The organism is Bradyrhizobium sp. BRP56, assembly GCF_020194035.1.
Lineage (GTDB): Bacteria > Pseudomonadota > Alphaproteobacteria > Rhizobiales > Xanthobacteraceae > Bradyrhizobium > Bradyrhizobium australafricanum.
In genome coordinates, this window is sequence record NZ_JADYVV010000001.1 from 341,367 (window position 1) to 359,065 (window position 17,699).

Consider the following 17,699-nt stretch of genomic DNA (forward strand, 5'->3'; position numbering starts at 1 on the left):
CGGCCGCATGGCGCTCAGAAAGATTGCAATCCTGGGAGGCGGTGTCGCGGCGCTCAGCGCGGCGTTCGAGCTGACGGAGCAAGATCCGCAGCATCAACTGTTCGACATCACCGTCTACACGATCGGCTGGCGGCTTGGCGGCAAGGGAGCGGTCGGCCGCGACAAGGAAAAAGGATATCGCGCCGAAGAACACGGACTTCATGTCTGGACCGGTTTCTACGATAACGCATTCGAACTGGTCGACCGGCTTTATGCCGCGATGAACGATCTCGATCTCAGCCCGCCGTTCGGATCACGCGAGAACGCCTTCGAGGGCCTCGATCGATCCGTGCTCATGGAGCCGTTCAATTCCGGTTGGACTTCATGGACTATCGACATTCCACCCCATGAAGGAATTCCCGGCACACCGCGTCCCGCAGTCTCGCTCGTCGATTTTCTGCGCTCCCTGCTCGAATGCTCGGTGCAGCAGAGCCAGTCGATCGCTGGTTTCACCGACCAATGGCCGGCGGGGACCCAGCACTCCGCCGTGGCGGCCGGAACAACCGACGGTCCGTTCAGAACGGCGCGGGCGAAGATCGATATCCTGCCGCAGGATCCCAGGGCGGTCAGCCCGAGTGACGCCGCCGAACTACAGACGATACTAAGGCATGCGCGGACTCAGCTCTGCGACAAGCCGGCGTCAGCCGCCATGCCTCGCGACCCGCGCGAGATCGTGGCGGAGGTCGCGCTGACGATCGCGATCGGCATGTTGAGCGACGGCGTGCTGTGGCAGGGCTTCGACTGCATCGACCATCAGGAGTGGACCGATTGGATGAGGTCGAACGGTTGCTCGGATTCGACGCTGGATTCCGCCATTATCCGTGGCTGCTATGATTATGTGTTCGGGTTCTTCGGTAGCCGCCACACGCATGAATACGGGAATGTCATTCCCTGCAGGAATGTGGCGGCAGGCACCGGCACCCGCATCCTGTTGAAGCTGCTCTTCACATATCGCGGGTCGTTCTTCTACCTTCTCAAGGCGACCATGGGCGAGCTGCTGTTCGCTCCGCTCTACCAGGTCCTCACGAAACGCCATGTCAAATTCGAATTCTTTACCAAGGTCGAGCACATCGGACTGGCTCAAGACAAAGCTTCGATCGAGTTCATCGACACCACCGTGCAGGCGACCACCCACTCCGGCAATTCTTACGATCCGCTGATCTGGATCGGCGCAGATGGCACAATCCCGAGCTGGCCTTCCCATCCAGACTACTGTCAGCTGGTCCAAGGACAGGCTCTGCGGGACCAAAGAATAGACCTGGAATCGGCGTGGACGAAGTGGCCCGGCGTCGACCCTCCCCGAAAGCTGCTGCGAGGGAGGGATTTCGACGATGTCGTGCTCGGCATCGGCATCGGCGCATTTTGCACGATATGCAGCGACCTGATCTGCCACACGCCCGGCTGGCGAGAGATGGTCGATGCCATCAAGACGACGGCGACGGTAGCCTTTCAGGCATGGACAAACGTCGGCATGCGAGAGCTCGGTTGCAAGCAGGATCGAACGGCTCTTTCGGGATTCGTATTGCCGCTCGATACCTGGGCCGACCTCAGCCTGATGTTGCCACTGGAAAAATGGCCTCAACCGCCTCCCAAGGGGTTGGCATATTTCGTCGGCTCCCTGGTCGACGATCCCCTGAATCCGCCGCCCCCGTTCTGCAAACACAGCTATCCGGCCAGGATGCTCGCGCGGCAAAGGCGACGGATGCTGCACTGGGTCGAGAGCAACCTTCACTTCCTATGGCCCGGAATTGAAGGCCCCGGCCATGCCATTCGTTGGGAGCGATTCTTCGACTATCGTGCTTATTCCCCCCCGACTCGAAGGCGGTTCTTCGCGCAATATCCGAGGGTGAACATCAATCCCTCGGACCGATATGTGCTATCGGTTCCCGGCAGCGTGTTCAAACGCATGGAGGCCGGCAAGTCGGGGGTCGACAATCTCTTTCTCGCCGGCGACTGGGTTCGTACCGGTATTAATGCGGGTTGTATTGAAGCATCGGTCATGGCGGGCCGCGCCGCGGCAGCCGCAATTGCAGGAGTAGATATTGCCATGCCAAACGCCAACGACTTCAACGACGTTTCGCTGCCAACCGCCTTGTTGCCGGCATTGGACCTGTTGCGCAAGCTTGCCACTAACGCCGTCGCCGGTACCGGCGAAATCGAGGCGTTTTGCGTCGTCCAACAACGGCCGCGCTGTGAACTCGAGAAAATGCTACCCGATGGGCTGACACTCCTCGAACCTCCAGCGCCCCACAGCACGATCAAGACAGCGCATCGCGGCGCGTCGTCCGATGCAGAGGGCAAGACGGAAAAGACACCGGAGATTATTCCCGAGCCACCGCATCATGTCGTCCTGATCTTTGCCCGGCAACGCAACGTGCGTCCGGGACCACTACCCTTCGGCGGCGCGCATTATCTCGAAATCGCCCAGCTGATTCCCGACGTTATCCATAAGAACGCACCTTCATTGCAGAACGTCCTGTTCAGCTACATGCCGCAATTGTTCGTGAGCTCGCTGGCAGCCACGTTGATCGGCCAGAATTTTTACGGCTTCAACAAACAGGTCGCACGAATCCAGGATGATAATGACTCCTTCTCCATGCGAAGCTCATCCGGCACCATAAGAACCTGGTTCGAGCGCGACGGCGTGCCCGGTGGCATCGACAGCTATCTCGCCATCAAGCAACTTCGCGACAAACTGGATCAGCCTCTGGTCGGCGTCCAGCCGGATGGCAATTTCATCTACTCGATGCTGAAATACGGTCTTGGCGGTGCGGTCGTTCAACCCATCAAGGGCAAGGTCGCGCTATCCTCGCCTTTCGCCCATAAGGCAGAGGAGATCGAACTAGCACCGATCTCAAAGCCGCCGCAAAAGGACGACTCCTGGGGATTCCGGTTCATCGCGCCTTGGACGCTCAGCCTGCCCTTCAACTTTCCGGCCGGGCAGCCGAGTTCGAGCGCAAGAAATCTGGCGAGGGCCACCGGCGAGTACAGCACGGCATTGCTGGGCCGTATCTTGGTACGACGCTGACGGCCGGGAAGCTTGGCGCCACTAATTCGCTCAATGGTCGCCAAGGCACCGCACTCGTACGAAGCTCTTAGAATGACGACCGCCATCAAAACGGCGAGAGTCGAGCATGAGGATGCAGCGCCCCCGACCCGACAGCTCAACGCCAGGCAGTCTTTCACTCGTTACTCGTGCCTTGGCCGCGGAGCGCGCCGGCCCCCGAGCTGGCGGACCGCGTGAAAAGCACCATCCCTTTGGAGGCTGGAGGATAAGGCGGTGGACCGCGACGGTATGACGAATGCCGCATGGTAGCGGGGGTCCGCTACATCGCGAGACCCACTATGTGTGAAGCGCTGTTTTATTATCGGAGGACATCCTAACTCGGAACGTCGGTTCTAGACAGCCCGCCAGAGGCCGCCGTTCGTGCGCGATCTGTCGCCGGCTGAACGGTTGACGAGCAGATTCGACTCGCGAAGGCCCAACCACCGGTATCTGCATTCGCGTCCTGTGGACCCGCGGCTGCAACGATCGGCTGAAGCGCGAACATGAGGCTTGACCTCGATCAATTTTCAGGGCCACTGCGATCCTTGTCATTTCCTCCGTCGCGCGGCTTCTACGCCCAGCGCCGCGCGGGCGGCGACTTGAAACAAAGCTTCGATTCCGCGCGTCAGGACTCCGCCATCGGGCGCAAGCATGCGCACCACAAGCCCGGCCTGGTTCGGTGCCTCCGATGCGCCCGCAAGACAGCCGCATTCGTCCGCAGCCTGGGTCAACGCCAAGATGCCGGGCAGTTTGTCTCGTGGTGCCACGAGCAAGGCGCTTGCGGCTGCCGCCATGGTCCCCAACGCGCCGTTTCGCAGCTGCCCGCCGGCGAGACGCCCGCGATCCAGCAGCAGGAGTCTGCCGTCCGGCCGCATCACGCGCTGCTGGGTGACATATTCGGCAAAGCCATGTCCGGAGCATCGCGGATCGTGCACCGCGAGGCCATCGACCAGCAGCAGCACGGCATCCTCCCCGACCACGGCGGTGGCGTCGAGCGCAAGGTTTGCGCCGGGAAACAGCACATAGGGGTCGCTTGATATGGCGCAGAACGCCCGCGGGCCCACACGGATGCGCAACTGCTGCATCGACCGGTCCCCTCGTCCGTGATGTACGACGGTAGCCGCCTGTGTCGTGAGATGGAATGCAGCTTCCGTGCCGACATCAACATCCAGCGCCAGACGATCGCCCGCATAGAGCCCGCCGGATGCTGACTGGATGTAGAGCGTCAAAAGATCGGGCCGCGCGGCGTCGAGATAGAAGCCTCGCGTCACGTGCAACGGATAACCAACATGCTGACGGCGCAGGATGGTCCGACCGCCGGCCCGCTCCGCCGCCACATGAGCCTCCGCGACGCGGCCGGTATCAAATGCGGAAGAGGACAGAGGCAGAGATTGCATCCGCGACCTCCTCGACGCCCAGCCCGCCACGCACATTGGTCGGAATCACGGCGCGACCGCCGCGCACCGCTCTTGCCTCTTCCAGCATGCGGTCGATATTGACGCCCACATAGGGCGCCAGATCGACCTTGTTGACGATGAGAAGGTCGCAGCGCAACAGGCCCGGCCCCTTCTTCCGCGGGATGTCGTCTCCGCCCGCCACGTCGATGACGAAAATCCACCAGTCGACCAGATCGAGCGAGAAGGTCGAGGCGAGATTGTCGCCGCCCGACTCGAATAGAATCAGCTCGATACCCGGAAAGCGGTCTTCAAGATCGTCGCCGGCAGCGATGTTCAGGGTCGGATCCTCACGGATCACGGTGTGCGGGCAGGCCCCCGCCTCGACCGCGGTGACGCGGGCCGGATCGATCAGGCCGGAGCGCCGCAGCCGCTCGGCGTCTTCCTTAGTGACGAGATCGTTGGTTACGACCGCGAAATCGATGCCGCGCTGTTGCAGCACGGGGATCAACGCCTCGATCAGCGCGGTCTTGCCGGAGCCGACCGGACCACCGATGCCGACGCGCGCGGCACCCGGGCCGGAACGGCCTGCCTGCACATTTAAGCCGACCTGGTCGCGCATCATCTCACCTCAACATGTAGCGCCGCGCCAACGGCAGTTCACGCGCCGGCTCGCAGGTCGCCAGCACGCCATCAACGAAGACCTCGAAGGTTTCAGGATCGACCGACACCTTGGGACAGGCGTCGTTCCAGAGCATGTCGCGCTTGCTGAGCTTGCGCGTGTTGCCGACCGGCAGCAGCGTCTTCGAAAGTCCAAGTGCGCCTCCGAGATCGCGCTCCAGCGCCAGCGGGTGCACGAAGCAGGCGGACAGGGCGGCCGGCGCACGACCGAATGCGCCCCACTGCGGCCGCATCAGCATGGGCTCGCAGGTCATCAGCGACGCCGCGCTGTCGCCCATGGCGCCCCATGCGATGAAGCCGCCCTTGATGACCAGCTCCGGCTTGATGCCGAAGAATGCAGGACGCCACACCACAATGTCGGCGAGCTTGCCGGCCTCCAGCGAGCCCACGTGGTCGGAAATGCCGAAGGTCCTTGCAGCATTGATGGTGTATTTGGCGATATAGCGGCGGATCCGGGCATTGTCGCCAAAGCCCGGCCGTTCCTCGGGCAACGGGCCTCGCTGATCCTTCATCTTGGAAGCAAGTTGCCATGTCCGGCAAATCACCTCATGGATGCGGCCCATACCCTGACTATCGGAACCCAGCATGGAGATCGCACCGATGTCATGCAGCACGTCTTCCGCAGCGATGGTCTGGGCCCTGATCCTGCTCTCGGCGAAGGCGACATCCTCGGGAATGGCCGGATTGAGGTGATGACACACCATGGTCATGTCGAGATGTTCGTCGAACGTATTGACCGTGTAGGGGTTGGTCGGATTGGTCGACGACGGCAGACAGTGCATCTCGCCGGCAACGCGAATGATATCGGGTGCGTGGCCACCGCCCGCACCTTCCGTGTGATACATGTGAATGGTGCGGCCGCCGATCGCTTCGAGCGTGTTCTCGACAAAACCGGATTCGTTGAGCGTGTCGGTGTGGATCTGCACCTGGAAATCATAGTCGTCCGCGACGCGCAGGCAGGTATCGATCGCGGCCGGCATCGAGCCCCAGTCCTCGTGCAGCTTGAGGCCCATGACGCCGGTCTCGAGCTGCTCGACCATCGGTGGGACGCGATGCGAATTGCCGCGGCCGAGGAAGCCGAAATTCATCGGCCAGGCCTCAGCGGCTTGCAGCATCTTCCCGGTATTGAACGGCCCCGAAGAGTCGATGCCGACGGTAATGGGGCCAAGTGATCCCCCGATCATCGTCGTGATGCCGCTGGCAAGCGCGTGCTCGACGAGGCCGGCGCTGTCGAAATGGACGTGAACGTCGATTGCACCGGGAGTCGCCAACAGCCCCTCGCAATCGCGGACGGTTGTGCCGGTCGAGACGATCAGATGCGGATCGACGCCGTCCATGATCGCCGGATTGCCGGCCTTGCCGATACCCACGATCCGTCCGTTGCGGATACCGAGGTCTCCCTTCACGATGCCGATGACGGGATCGATGACGGTGACGTTGCACAGCAGGAAATCGAGCGCCCCCTCGGCGCTGGTGATGCCGGCCATGCCGATCCCGTCACGCAGCGTCTTGCCGCCGCCATGCAGGCATTCGTCGCCATACACCGCATGATCCTTCTCGACCACGGCGAGAAGCGAGGTGTCGCCAAGACGCACGGAATCGCCGGTAGTCGGTCCATAGAGAGCGGCGTAGTCCCGCCGATCGATCCTGGTCACGTGAGTCCCCTCAGTTCAATGGTGCCTGCCAACTACGCCCCGCGAAAATCGCGCGACCTGGCGCGCGCCAAGGCTGCATCGCGCACGGCCGGATCGCTGCCCTGGCCGTTGGTTAGGTTGTTGAGGCCAGTGAGCTCCTTCTGCCCGCCGAACTCCACCAGCGAGATTTCCTTGGATCCGCCCGGCTCGAACCGCACCGCCGTCCCGGCCGGAATATCGAGGCGCATGTTGAACGCGGCGGAGCGGTCAAATTCGAGCGCCTTGTTGACCTCGAAGAAATGGAAATGCGAGCCGATCTGGATCGGCCGGTCTCCGGTGTTGACCGCGGTCAACGTGACTTTGCGCCGGCCGGCATTGAGCTCGATCGAGCCGTCCAGTGCCTGCACCTTGCCGGGATGCTCGGGATCGGCTTCGGCGCCCGGACCAGGGCGGATCGGCTCGTGGACGGTGACCAGCTTGGTTCCGTCCGGAAAGACGCACTCGACCTGAATGATGTCCATCATCGAGGCGATGCCGGGCAGCACGTCGGCCGTGGTCAGGATCGTCGAGCCGAAGCCGATCAGGTCGGCGACCGAACGGCCATCGCGCGCGCCCTCGAGTATCTCGTCGGTGATGATGGCCACCGCCTCCGGATAGTTGAGCTTGAGCCCACGCGCGCGGCGGCGCCGCGCCAGCCCGGCGGCACTGAAGATCGTCAGTCGTTCAAGCTCGGTTGGGGTCAACAACATGCCGCATCACCTCAATTGGCAAACAGTCTGAGATCGGCCTGCTCGTGCCGCGCGGACGCGACGTCGAGAAACGGGAGGAAGCTCTCCAGCGCAGCATCGGCCGCGACCGGCTCGGCCACGAACCGCTCAATCAGCGGCAGGCAGTCGCGCAGGATGACCTGTCCCTGCAGCACGCCGATTGCGCCGAGACGTATGGCGGCCGTGATCAGGCCGGAGGCCGCCGCATAGCCGCTGGTCAGCTGGGCAAGTTGCTCGTCGAGCCCGACCGCGGACCAGACCCCACCCTGCATGACGGCGATGTGGCCGAGACATTCGCCGCGACGCACGGCGTCACGCAGGCTCGCCGCAAGTTCATTGCCGAGGCGAGCATGCGCGGCGAGAAACGAGACGCCGTTGCGCCGCGAACCCCGACGCAAGGCGCCGAACAATGTGGACGCCTCGACCTCGCGATCGATGGCGGCGATTGCCGTCAGATCCGGGCCGGCGCGAAAGCTGCGCAGCAGCGCGATACGGTCAAACGTCGCCCAACGATGCCGAATAATTGCGTCCACCAGTTGCGCGAACTCTGCCGGTTGCATTCCCTGCCGCAACGCGATCGCCCCCTCCAGCCCATAGGAGAATGCAAAGGATCCGCTGGGAAAGGTGCCGTCAGCCTGCCACAGCGCGCGAAGCGTCGACAGCATGACTAGTGGCCGTGGTGATTAGAGTGGGAATGCCCATGTTCCGCGACATGTGCTGCTTCATGGTCGGCCGCTTCCTCGATCACGCTGACGCCGACCCGACGCGACTCGATCAGCCCCTCGAGCCTTGCGAGGTAGTCTTCCGGCCGGCCTTCGAGGGCTACCAGCAGGACCTGACCCTCGAAGCGAACGCGCCAGTGCAGATTGCCGACCTGATAGCCGAGCTCGATCGCGTCGCTCAGACAGCGCGGTTCCAGTCGCAGCCAGCGCTCGGTGGCCGCCCGCACCACGATGGCCCGCTCCTCCTCCAGCAGGAGAACCGCACCATCGAACAGCCTTTGATGCCGTGGCAGCGCGATCGCGAGCTCTTCGCCGCCGCGCGTGGTGATCAGCAGCCTGCGTCGCGCCAGATCGACCACCGGGACATGCACGACATCGACCGCACCACGATGGTCCAGCCTGTGCAGCTGCTCGGAGAGTTTGGGCTCCACCCGGCTCCCCAACACGCACTCGATACGCAGCATCGACTTATTCTCCGAAAATTGTCCGCCTACCCGTTTCGCCGTGGTGGAAGAGGCAACCGTGATCGGATGCGGGAAAAGCATCGAACGCCTCTCCTTGTGCCAAGATCGTGCCAACGCACTCCTCGCCGTTCACGCCAACACGCCAGCAGCCCGAATCGTCATCCGAGCCAGCCATATTCTTGTACTTGGCCCAGGGTCTCTCTCGATGCGCCGAGCCTAGTGGGTTCAGTGGTGACGTTGAGAAGCCGTGCGGCTCCGCGACATCTGCACAATGGAGCGGCAGCCCTGCCAGATATTTCGGCGGCAGCATGGGCGCGAACGGCAGCACATGCAATCTCGGCTCAGAATGAACGCCACGCCATCATTCGACGAGACGCTCCTGGCGCGGAGAAAGTCCGAATTGCCCCCGGTACGCCCGTGAAAAATTTGCCGGTGTTCCATAGCCGGTGGCCGCCGCGATTTCACCGATCGGCATCGACGTCTGTCTCAGCAACAGCCGGGCGCGCTCGAGCCGCATTTGCGCATAACGCCGCGTGATCGTCGTGCGCAGATATTTGGCGAACAGCCGCTCGAGCTGTCGCACCGAAACTCCAGCGTGCCGAGCCAACTGACGGGAAGTCAGCGGGGCCTCGACATTGCCTTCCATTCGGGACAGCGCAATGATCAGCTTTGGATGATGCACCCCGAAGCGATCGGTAGGTGAAAGGCGTTGCGCCACTTCGCCGCGACGGACTTCCGTCTGCAGAAACCAGTCGCTAACGTCGGCCGCCACTCGCGCTCCGTGATCAATACGGATCAGCGCGTGCATCATGTCCAATGCCGCTATACCACCCGCGCAGGTAAACCGGTCGCGATCGATCTCGAACAGCGCCTGGCTGAGATGCAGGAAAGGGAATTTCTCTGTGAACGCCGGAATGTGCTCCCAGTGTAGCGTGCATCGGTAGCCCTCCAGCACGCCTGCCTGGGCAAGCAGGAACGGACCCGCCGACACTCCTCCCAATCGCACACCATGCCGGGCAACCTTGCGCAGGAACGCCATCGTCCCTGGATGACGGAAGCTCTGCGGATTGCCTCCGGCGCAGACGATGATCGTATCCAACCGCCCGATGTCGACGATACTCGCGTCCGCCTGAATGCGCACGCCGTTGGAAGCGACGACCTCGTGTCCCTCAATCGAAATATGGCGCCAACGATACAGAACGCGTCCGGTCAGAACATTGGCGGCACGAAGCGGCTCGATCGCCGACGCATAGGACATCAGCGCGAACCCCGGGATGAGCAGGAAGCCGACGCGGCTCATCCGAGGTTTGTCGCTGTGGGATAATTTTCCGTCGTTTCTTGCCATGCAGGTCCGTGCTTATCAGGACATGCTTCGGCTCACAAGCTTGCCTTCGGTGTTGCGGCCCATGCGATACTCTTTCCTCACCCTCGCCCGCCAGGCGCTGCGCGGCCATCGCGACTGGCAGCCGGCATGGCGCGATGCCGAGCCGCGGCCAAGCTACGACATCGTCATCGTCGGCGGCGGCGGCCACGGTCTCGCAACGGCCTATTATCTTGCAAAAAAGCACGGCATGCGGAACGTCGCGGTGCTGGAAAAGGGCTGGATCGGCTCCGGCAACGCCGGACGCAACACCACCATCATCCGCTCCAACTACCTGCTTCCCGGCAACGAGCCGTTCTACGAATGGTCGATGAAACTATGGGAAGGGCTTGAGCAGGAACTGAACTACAACGCCATGGTGAGCCAGCGCGGCGTGCTCAACGTGTTTCACTCCGACGGACAACGCGATGCCTTCGCGCGCCGAGGCAACGCCATGCGGCTGGCAGGAGCCGACGCCGAGTTGCTCGGCGCGGACGCGGTTCGCCGCATTCTGCCATTTGCCGATTTCGACAATGCCCGCTTTCCGATCAAGGGCGGCTTGCTGCAGCGTCGCGGCGGCACCGCCCGTCACGACGCCGTGGTGTGGGGCTACGCACGCGGTGCGAGCGATCTCGGTGTCGACATCGTTCAGAATTGCGAGGTTACCGGCTTCGTGCGTGAGGGCGATCGTGTGGTCGCCGTCGAGACCACGCGTGGCACCATTCATGCCGGAAAGGTCGGACTGGCGGTAGCCGGCAGCAGCTCGCGGGTCGCGAAGATGCTTGGGCTCAAGCTGCCGATCGAGAGCCATCTGATCCAGGCCTTCGTGTCCGAAGCAATCAAGCCGCTGATCCCCTGTGTGGTCACCTTCGGCGCCGGTCACTTCTACATCAGCCAGTCCGACAAGGGCGGCCTCGTGTTCGGCGGAGACATCGACGGCTACAACTCCTATGCCCAGCGCGGCAACCTGCCCGTTGTCGAGGACGTCTGCGAAGGCGGCATGGCGTTGATGCCGATCATCGGACGCGTCCGCATCCTGCGTAATTGGGCCGGCCTGCTCGACATGTCGATGGACGGCTCGCCGATCATCGACCGCACGCCGCTCGACGGGCTCTATCTGAATTCGGGCTGGTGCTATGGCGGCTTCAAGGCGACGCCGGCTTCGGGCTGGTGCTTCGCACACCTGCTCGCGCGCGACGAACATCATGAGGTCGCGTCCGACTACCGGTTGGACCGTTTCGAAACTGGCCATCTCATCGACGAAAAGGGCCAGGGTGCCCAACCCAACCTCCATTGAGATTGCGACGAGTGTCCCGAAATGCGTATCCGATGTCCCTATTGCGGTGAGCGCGACCTCAGCGAATATATCTATCACGGCGACACGGCGGCGCGCCCCGATCCCGCGGCGCCCGACGCGCAGCGGCGATTCTATGAGGCGGTGTACCTCCGGGACAATCCCGCCGGCCCGCATGAGGAACTCTGGTACCACGCCAATGGCTGCCGGGGCTGGCTGCGCGTGCGGCGCGACACGCGGACGCACGACGTTCTCGGCACGGCATTCGCGGGCTCCTGATCATGGTCAATCCCGCTGGGCCACACAGGCTTGCAACAGGCGGACAGATCGATCGCACAACCCGCCTGCGATTCTTCTTCGATGGGGCGTCCTATTCAGGCTTCTCGGGCGATACCCTTGCCGCGGCGCTGCTTGCGAACGGGGCCAGGCTGGTCGGCCGCTCGTTCAAATATCACCGGCCGCGCGGCATCCTGACCGCCGGCTCGGAAGAGCCCAACGCCCTCGTCGAACTGCGGCGCGATGCGCGACGCGAGCCGAACACGCGCGCCACCACAATCGAACTGTTCGATGGGCTCGAGGCGCGCAGCCAGAACCGCTGGCCGTCGCTGAAGCTGGATGTCGGCGCACTCGGCTCCCTGCTCTCACCTCTGTTTGTCGCAGGCTTCTACTACAAGACCTTCATGTGGCCGGCCTCCTTCTGGGAGAAGGTCTATGAGCCGGCGATCCGCCGTGCGGCAGGCCTCGGACGCGCCAGCGGCGAGGCCGACCCTGACGGATACGAGAAGACACACGCCTTCTGCGACCTTCTCATCGTCGGCAGTGGAGCCGCGGGTCTCGCCGCAGCTCTGGCGGCCGGCCGGGCAGGCGCGCGCGTCATTCTATGTGAGGAAGACTTCGTGTTTGGCGGACGGCTCAATGCCGATACGTGCGAGGTCGGTTCCCTTGCCGGCGCGACCTGGGCCGGGCAGGCCGTCGCCGAGCTGCAGGCCTTGTCAAACGTTCGCATGCTGCGCCGGACCACCGTGTTTGGTGTCTACGATGGCGGCACCTACGGCGTGGTCGAGCGGGTGTCCGATCATCTGCTGGTACCTGCACCGCAGCAGCCGCGCCAACGGCTCTGGAAGATCGTCGCCAGGCGCAGCGTGCTCGCCGCCGGCGCGATCGAGCGGCCGATCGTGTTCGGCGGCAACGACCGTCCCGGTGTCATGATGGCATCGGCCGTACGGACCTATCTGAACCGGTTCGCGGTTGCGCCCGGCCGTCGCGCGGCCGTGTTCGCGAGCTGCGACGATGCGTGGTCCACCGCCTTCGACCTTGCGCGGCACCGGATCGAGGTCGCAGCCATCCTCGACGCACGGCCGCAGGTCGATCCGGCCCTCGCCGACCGTGCGAAAGAGTTGGGAATTTCGGCAATCGCAGGCGCGCAGGTGATCGATACGCGCGGCCGCCACCGGCTGAAGACCATCGTATTCCGGGACGCCAGCAAGCGCGTCAGCGAACTGGAGGTGGACTTGCTGGCCGTCTCCGGCGGCTGGAATGCGAATCTGGCGCTGGCGACCCAAATGGGGAACCGTCCGGAATGGTCCGATAAGGTCGCAACTTTCATTCCCGGCAAGGCGCCGCCTGGCATGGCGGTGGTCGGCGCCGCCGCCGGCCGTTTCACACTGTCGAACGCCCTGCGTGATGGCATGGCGGCCGGAGCGCAAGCGGCGGAGACCATGGGCTTCGCCGCCAAGGCGATAGCTGTTCCTCGAGCCGGTGACGAGTTCGACGGCGTCACGCCGCTCTGGCACGTCGGCGCCTCGCGTTCGAAGTCGTTCGTCGATTTCCAGAACGACGTCACCAGCAACGACGTCGCGCTCGCGGCGCGCGAAGGCTTCAGGTCCGTCGAACTGCTCAAGCGCTACACCACGCTCGGCATGGCAACCGACCAGGGCAAAACCTCGAACCTGAACGGCTACGCCATGATGGCCGAGCTGACCGGCAAAGCCATCAGCGATGTCGGCACCACCATGTTGCGTCCGCCTTATACACCGGTCGCAATCGCGGCGTTTGCCGGCCACCATCGCGGCAAAGCGTTTCGGCCCACCCGCCTGACGGCCGGACACGGCTGGGCTGGCGAAAGCGGCGCCACCTTCGTCGAGGCCGGACAATGGCTGCGTGCGCAATGGTTCGCGCAACCCGGCGAGACGGACTGGCTGGCGACGGTGAACCGTGAGGTGCGCGAGACACGCGAGCGGGTCGGTGTCTGCGACGTCTCCACGCTCGGCAAGATCGACGTCCAGGGCAGCGATGCCGGGGTATTTCTCGACCGCGTCTATGCCAACACCTTCTCGACGCTGCCGGTCGGCAAAGTGCGCTACGGCCTGATGTTGCGCGAAGACGGCATCGTGATGGACGACGGCACCAGCGCACGATTTGCGCCCGATCACTACATGATGTCCACCACGACGGCGAACGCCGGCAAGGTCATGCAGCATCTCGAGCACGCCCGCCAGGTGCTGTGGCCGGAGCTCGACGTTCAGCTCACGTCGGTCACGGAGCAGTGGTCGCAATATTCGATCGCCGGTCCCCGCTCACGCAATCTCCTGGCACGCCTGCTCTGCGGCGCCTACGACGTATCGGACGCGGCGCTGCCCTATCTGGGCTGCGCCGAGTTCACCTGGCGCGGCGTATCGGCACGCATTTATCGCGTCTCGTTTTCCGGAGAGCTCGCCTACGAGCTCGCCGTGCCGGCGACGTTCGGTGACGCGGTGATCCGGGCAATTATGGATGCCGGAGCCGGATACGGCGTGGTCCCCTACGGCACCGAAGCACTCGGCGTCATGCGCATCGAGAAGGGACATGTCGCCGGCAACGAGCTCAACGGCACAACGACCGCAGCGGACCTCGGCCTCGGCCGCATGATGTCGCAGAAGAAGGACTTCATTGGACGGGTTCTGGCGCAGCGTCCCGGCCTGACCGCCGCCGACCGGCCGGCCCTGATCGGCATCAGACCCGTCGATCGCGGCGAACGGCTCCGCGCCGGCGCGCACTTCCTCGCGCCGGGTGCTGCGGCGACCATGAAGCACGACGAAGGATACGTCACCTCCGTCGCCTTCTCGCCGATGCTCGGACACTGGATCGGACTCGGTTTGCTCAAGCACGGCCCGTCCCGCCACGGCCAGCACGTGCGCGCCTATGATCCGGTCCGGAACGGCGACACCCTGGTCGAGGTGGTGCCGCCGGTCTTCTTCGATCCCGAAGGAAAAAATCTCCATGGCTGAGCTGTCGCGGACATCCGCTTTGTCTTCAGTCCCGCGCGGCGCGCCAGGCGGCGGGGTGACGATCATGGAGCGTCGCGGTCTTGCGCTCATGACCATGCAGGCCCGCCGGCGACAGGAGCAAGCGCTGCGCTCGCGCATCGCACAGTCCTGCCAGACGGATCTGCCCGAGCGCCCTGCCTTCGTGACAGGACGCGACATCGCATTCGTCGGCCTCGGCCCGCAAATCTGGCTCGTCATGGGCGAGGCCGACACGCCGGCTTTCCATGCCTCCTTCAGGTCGCTGGTAGGCGGGACGGCGTCGGTATCCGATCAGAGCGGCGGCTATACGGTATTCCGGGTCGGTGGCTCGGCTATCCGGGACACCCTCGCCAAAGGAGTCCCGATCGATCTCGACGGACGCGCATTCAACAGCGGCGACGCCGCCACCACGATCGTGTCCCACATCGGCGCCACGATCTGGCGACGCGAGGACGCGCCTGACGGCACCGCCTGCTTCGAGATCAGCCTGTTCCGGAGCCTCGCGCACAGCTTTTGGCACTGGTTCTCCGAAAGCGCCGCCGAATACGGTTTGACCTGGCAGGATCTGCCGGCCGGTCCATGAATCCTTCAACGCCGTCGATCCGCGCCATGACCGCCAGCAGCTATATCTTGACGTTCTCCTGTCCGAACCGGCCCGGCATTGTCGCCGCGGTGGCGCGAACGCTGTTCGACGTGGGCGGTAATATTCAGGAAGCCCATCAGTATGATGACGTCGAGACCAATCTCTTCTTCGCGCGCATCCGCTTCAACTTCGTCGCGGACGACAACTTGACTGCTTGCCGGGTCGCGCTGTCGGAACTGGCCGAGGGCCTGACCATGCAATGGAAGCTGCGCGCGACGTCGGACAAGGCGCGGGTGCTGATCCTGGTGTCACGTTTCGACCACTGCCTCGCCGACCTGCTCTACCGCTGGCGCATCGGCGAACTCGCGATCGACATCTCCGGCATAGTCTCCAATCATCCCCGCGAAACCTACGTCCACCACGATCTGAGCGGTATCGCCTTCGATCATCTCCCGGTTACACCGCAGACCAAGGAGCAGCAGGAAGCGAGGATCTGGCGAATCGTCGAGGACCGGCAGGTCGACCTCGTCGTACTCGCGCGCTACATGCAGATCCTGTCCGACGATCTCTCGACCCGGCTCGCCGGGCGATGCATCAATATCCACCATTCATTCCTGCCGGGCTTCAAGGGTGCCAAGCCCTATCACCAGGCGCATGGTCGCGGGGTCAAGCTGATCGGCGCCACGGCGCACTATGTCACCGCCGACCTCGACGAGGGCCCGATCATCGAGCAGGACGTCGAGCGCATCTCCCATCAGGACCGGCCGGACGATCTCGTTCGCAAGGGCCGCGATATCGAGCGTCGCGTGCTGTCGCGCGCCGTGTTCTGGCACATCGACGGTCGCGTGCTTCTCAACGGGCGAAAGACGGTGGTCTTCAGGGATTGAGCATGCGGGCAGGCATCATCGACGGCAAGGCGATCGCGGACAAGCTCCGGGCGCAGCTCTCCATCGAGGTCGCGCAATGGGCTGCGCAGGCCGGCCGCCGGCCAGGCCTGGCCGTCGTGCTGGTCGGCAACGATCCGGCGAGCGAGGTCTATGTCGGATCCAAAGCGCACCAGACCGTCGCAGTCGGTATGCGATCCTTTGAGCACCGGCTGCCGGCCGAGACATCGCAGGCCGATCTGCTTGCGCTGATCGCGCGACTGAATGCCGACGATACCGTCGACGGGATCTTGGTGCAGCTTCCGCTCCCGGTCCATATTCAATCAGACCTTGTGATCCGCGCCATCGACCCCACCAAGGATGTCGACGGCTTCCATCCCGAGAATGTCGGTCGGCTGACGAGCGGATTGACCGGCCTGGTTCCCTGCACGCCACTCGGCTGCATGCTGCTGCTGCGATCGGTGGAGCCCAAGCCGGGCGGATTGCACGCCGTGGTGGTCGGCCGTTCGAATATCGTCGGCAAGCCGATCGCACAACTGCTTCTCCAGGCCGACTGCACGGTGACGACAGCGCATTCCCGAAGCAACGACCTGCCGGGCCTGTGCGGGATGGCCGATATTCTGATCGCGGCGGTCGGCCGGCCCGAGATGGTGCGCGGCGACTGGATCAAGCCCGGCGCGATCGTCATCGACGTCGGCATCAACCGGCTGTCCGCAGCGGACGTGGCAAAGGGACGGCTGGTTGGAGACGTCGCGTTCGCCGAAGCCGTGGCTGTCGCGCGGGCCATTACGCCCGTGCCGGGCGGGGTCGGCCCGATGACGATCGCCTGCCTGTTGCGCAACACCCTCCAGGCAGCGCAGGCTCGCCCGCGGATCGGCTGAACAGCGGGCCCGCCGCGGCGGTCAGGCCGGCAGCGCAGCCGCCCGCGGCCCGACGAGCTCACCCAGACGGCGACGGCCTTCGCGCTTTTCGTCCTCGCTCATGCTCCGCACGAGTTCTTCAAGCTCCGCCATGGCGAGGCCGACACCGTGCCTCGCGGCTGCGCTGAGCCAGACAAAAGCCTCGATACGGTCGACCGTGGTGCCTCGTCCCCTGGCACAGCAATAACCAAGTCGGGCCTGCGATGGATAATGCCCGGCCATCGCTGCGCGCCGATACCACTCGACGGCCTGCGGCATGTCGATCGCAACACCCTGTCCCTTGGTCAGCAACGCGGCGTAGTTGAACTGCCCGAGGACATCGCCCTGCTCGGCAGCCTGGCGAAACCAGAAGGCGGCCAGCGCCAAGTCCGCGACGATCCCCTCTCCCTTCGCATACATCGCTCCGACATTGTTGGCGGCGAGCGGATTGCCCTTCTCGGCGGCACGCAGGTACAGCCCAAAGGCATGCGAAGCGTCACGCTCGACACCCAACCCGTTGGCATAGAGAGACCCAAGCCATGCCTCGGCCTCGCCGTCTCCCGCTTGCGCCAACGGTTCCCAGATTTGTCGGGCCTTCCCGTAGTCGCGTTCCAGAAAAGCGGCTTCACCATCGCTCGCGGTCGGCAT

At 64.0% G+C, this 17,699-nt stretch carries 15 protein-coding genes; 7 read left to right on the forward strand and 8 right to left on the reverse strand.

Annotation, left to right across the window (positions count from 1 at the left end):
* Nucleotides 1–7 precede the first annotated feature (7 nt).
* Nucleotides 8–3,067 carry an NAD(P)-binding protein gene (locus I6F38_RS01495; RefSeq protein WP_225158790.1) on the forward strand — a complete coding sequence of 1,020 codons (3,060 nt, stop codon included), beginning with the start codon at nucleotides 8–10 and terminating at the stop codon, nucleotides 3,065–3,067.
* Between the two features lie 566 nt (nucleotides 3,068–3,633).
* Here I6F38_RS01495 and I6F38_RS01500 read toward each other — a convergent pair.
* The 7 genes from I6F38_RS01500 to I6F38_RS01530 all read right to left on the reverse strand — a co-directional run bounded on the left by I6F38_RS01500 (nucleotide 3,634) and on the right by I6F38_RS01530 (nucleotide 10,047).
* Nucleotides 3,634–4,518, reverse strand: coding sequence for an urease accessory protein UreD (locus I6F38_RS01500; RefSeq protein WP_225158791.1), 885 nt, complete (start codon nucleotides 4,516–4,518; stop codon nucleotides 3,634–3,636).
* Nucleotides 4,448–5,101 (reverse strand): urease accessory protein UreG, encoded by a 654-nt coding sequence (gene ureG / locus I6F38_RS01505; protein ID WP_225158837.1) that lies wholly within the window; start codon nucleotides 5,099–5,101, stop codon nucleotides 4,448–4,450. Before ureG ends, I6F38_RS01500 begins: the two co-directional genes overlap by 71 nt.
* Nucleotides 5,102–5,105: 4 nt before the next feature.
* The gene (gene ureC, locus I6F38_RS01510) at nucleotides 5,106–6,815 is read right to left on the reverse strand and encodes an urease subunit alpha (protein WP_225158792.1); all 1,710 of its coding nucleotides are present in this window, start codon (nucleotides 6,813–6,815) and stop codon (nucleotides 5,106–5,108) included.
* A gap of 32 nt (nucleotides 6,816–6,847) precedes the next feature.
* Nucleotides 6,848–7,543 carry an urease subunit gamma gene (locus tag I6F38_RS01515; protein WP_225158793.1) on the reverse strand — a complete coding sequence of 232 codons (696 nt, stop codon included), beginning with the start codon at nucleotides 7,541–7,543 and terminating at the stop codon, nucleotides 6,848–6,850.
* A gap of 11 nt (nucleotides 7,544–7,554) precedes the next feature.
* Nucleotides 7,555–8,226, reverse strand: a complete 672-nt coding sequence (locus I6F38_RS01520) for an urease accessory UreF family protein (RefSeq protein ID WP_225158794.1) — start codon at nucleotides 8,224–8,226, stop codon at nucleotides 7,555–7,557.
* Between the two features lie 2 nt (nucleotides 8,227–8,228).
* A complete protein-coding gene (gene ureE, locus I6F38_RS01525; RefSeq protein ID WP_225158838.1) occupies nucleotides 8,229–8,747 on the reverse strand; it encodes an urease accessory protein UreE in 519 nt (172 codons plus the stop codon).
* 361 nt (nucleotides 8,748–9,108) lie between these two features.
* Nucleotides 9,109–10,047, reverse strand: a complete 939-nt coding sequence (locus I6F38_RS01530; protein WP_225158795.1) for a GlxA family transcriptional regulator — start codon at nucleotides 10,045–10,047, stop codon at nucleotides 9,109–9,111.
* Nucleotides 10,048–10,153: 106 nt separating this feature from the next.
* Between I6F38_RS01530 and I6F38_RS01535 the strand changes: the two genes are divergently transcribed.
* The 6 genes from I6F38_RS01535 to folD are packed head-to-tail and all read left to right on the forward strand — an operon-like array spanning nucleotide 10,154 to nucleotide 17,033.
* Nucleotides 10,154–11,404: a sarcosine oxidase subunit beta family protein gene (locus I6F38_RS01535; RefSeq protein WP_225158796.1), complete on the forward strand. Its 1,251-nt coding sequence runs from the start codon at nucleotides 10,154–10,156 to the stop codon at nucleotides 11,402–11,404.
* A 21-nt stretch (nucleotides 11,405–11,425) separates the two neighbouring features.
* Entirely contained in the window at nucleotides 11,426–11,680 is a 255-nt protein-coding gene (locus tag I6F38_RS01540) for a sarcosine oxidase subunit delta (protein ID WP_225158797.1), read from the forward strand.
* Between the two features lie 2 nt (nucleotides 11,681–11,682).
* Nucleotides 11,683–14,667 carry a sarcosine oxidase subunit alpha family protein gene (locus I6F38_RS01545; protein WP_225158798.1) on the forward strand — a complete coding sequence of 995 codons (2,985 nt, stop codon included), beginning with the start codon at nucleotides 11,683–11,685 and terminating at the stop codon, nucleotides 14,665–14,667.
* Nucleotides 14,660–15,268 carry a sarcosine oxidase subunit gamma family protein gene (locus tag I6F38_RS01550; protein WP_225158799.1) on the forward strand — a complete coding sequence of 203 codons (609 nt, stop codon included), beginning with the start codon at nucleotides 14,660–14,662 and terminating at the stop codon, nucleotides 15,266–15,268. Before I6F38_RS01545 ends, I6F38_RS01550 begins: the two co-directional genes overlap by 8 nt.
* Nucleotides 15,269–15,294: 26 nt before the next feature.
* Nucleotides 15,295–16,155, forward strand: coding sequence for a formyltetrahydrofolate deformylase (purU, locus tag I6F38_RS01555; RefSeq protein WP_225158839.1), 861 nt, complete (start codon nucleotides 15,295–15,297; stop codon nucleotides 16,153–16,155).
* Nucleotides 16,156–16,157: 2 nt separating this feature from the next.
* Nucleotides 16,158–17,033, forward strand: a complete 876-nt coding sequence (gene folD / locus I6F38_RS01560; protein ID WP_225158800.1) for a bifunctional methylenetetrahydrofolate dehydrogenase/methenyltetrahydrofolate cyclohydrolase FolD — start codon at nucleotides 16,158–16,160, stop codon at nucleotides 17,031–17,033.
* A gap of 21 nt (nucleotides 17,034–17,054) precedes the next feature.
* Here the strand turns inward: folD and I6F38_RS01565 are convergent, their stop codons facing one another.
* On the reverse strand, nucleotides 17,055–17,699 hold the full coding sequence (locus tag I6F38_RS01565; protein ID WP_225158801.1) for a tetratricopeptide repeat protein: 645 nt from the start codon (nucleotides 17,697–17,699) through the stop codon (nucleotides 17,055–17,057).